Here is an 818-nt window from a genome sequence, read left to right as displayed (position 1 = left end):
AAACAAGCCAAAGCCAAGCGTTGGCGCTGACCACCTGATAAAAAACCACCTTGCTCTCCTACTTGAGTATGGAGTCCTAGAGGTAATTGAGTGATTAAATCATGGCAAGCACTAACATATAGTGCAGCATCGATTTCATCTTTAGTGGCATCTGGTTTAGCAAGAAGCATATTCTCAAGAATGGTTCCGGAAAAAAGGCAAGGATTTTGAGGAAAGTACGCGATTGTTTCACGCACGCTACGGACATCAAAATTCTGTAAAGGTTGGGCGTTAATCAATATCTTCCCGCTTGTTGGGAGGTAGAGTCCACAAAGGAGCTTCGCCAAGGTTGTTTTTCCGCACCCTGAAGGACCAAGTAACATAATTGGTTGCCCAGGTTGTAAACAGACATCAAGATGATTGATAATGGACTTATCTCCATAAGAAAAACAGAGATCGTTGGCTTCAAGATGAGGAGGAGCGCTGAGTTGAAGAGGCGGCTTTTCTTCTTCCCATTCTGAAGGGGAGTTAAGAATATCGCCCAAACGAAGACGAGAGATTTTCAAATGCTGCCATTCTTCCCATAGGGATGCAAGGCTTAAGATAGGACCAGAAACATTTCCAGCGAGGAGATGAAAGGCAATAAGTTGTCCTAGCGTAATTTGGTTTTGAAGAACTGCCTGAGCACCAAAAAAGATAATAAAAATAGTGAAAAGATCACCAAAAATATGGCTCATGGCTCCATTGAGAAGATGCAATTTACTGGTTGTAAGGCTTTGATCTAAACTACGAGCTAAAGTTTCTTGCATGCGTATCGTATGAGCAGATTCTTTTACATG

Annotated in this window: 1 protein-coding gene; it reads right to left on the bottom strand. The window is 42.2% G+C overall.

Annotation, left to right across the window (positions count from 1 at the left end):
- Positions 1 to 818: ATP-binding cassette domain-containing protein (locus ACFIO5_RS11170; RefSeq protein WP_375705444.1), on the bottom strand; the 818-nt coding region annotated here is incomplete at both ends.

Source organism: Bartonella sp. AA86SXKL (assembly GCF_042196885.1).
Note: the sequence above shows the minus strand (reverse complement) of the source record. Positions and strands in the feature narration are given on the sequence as shown.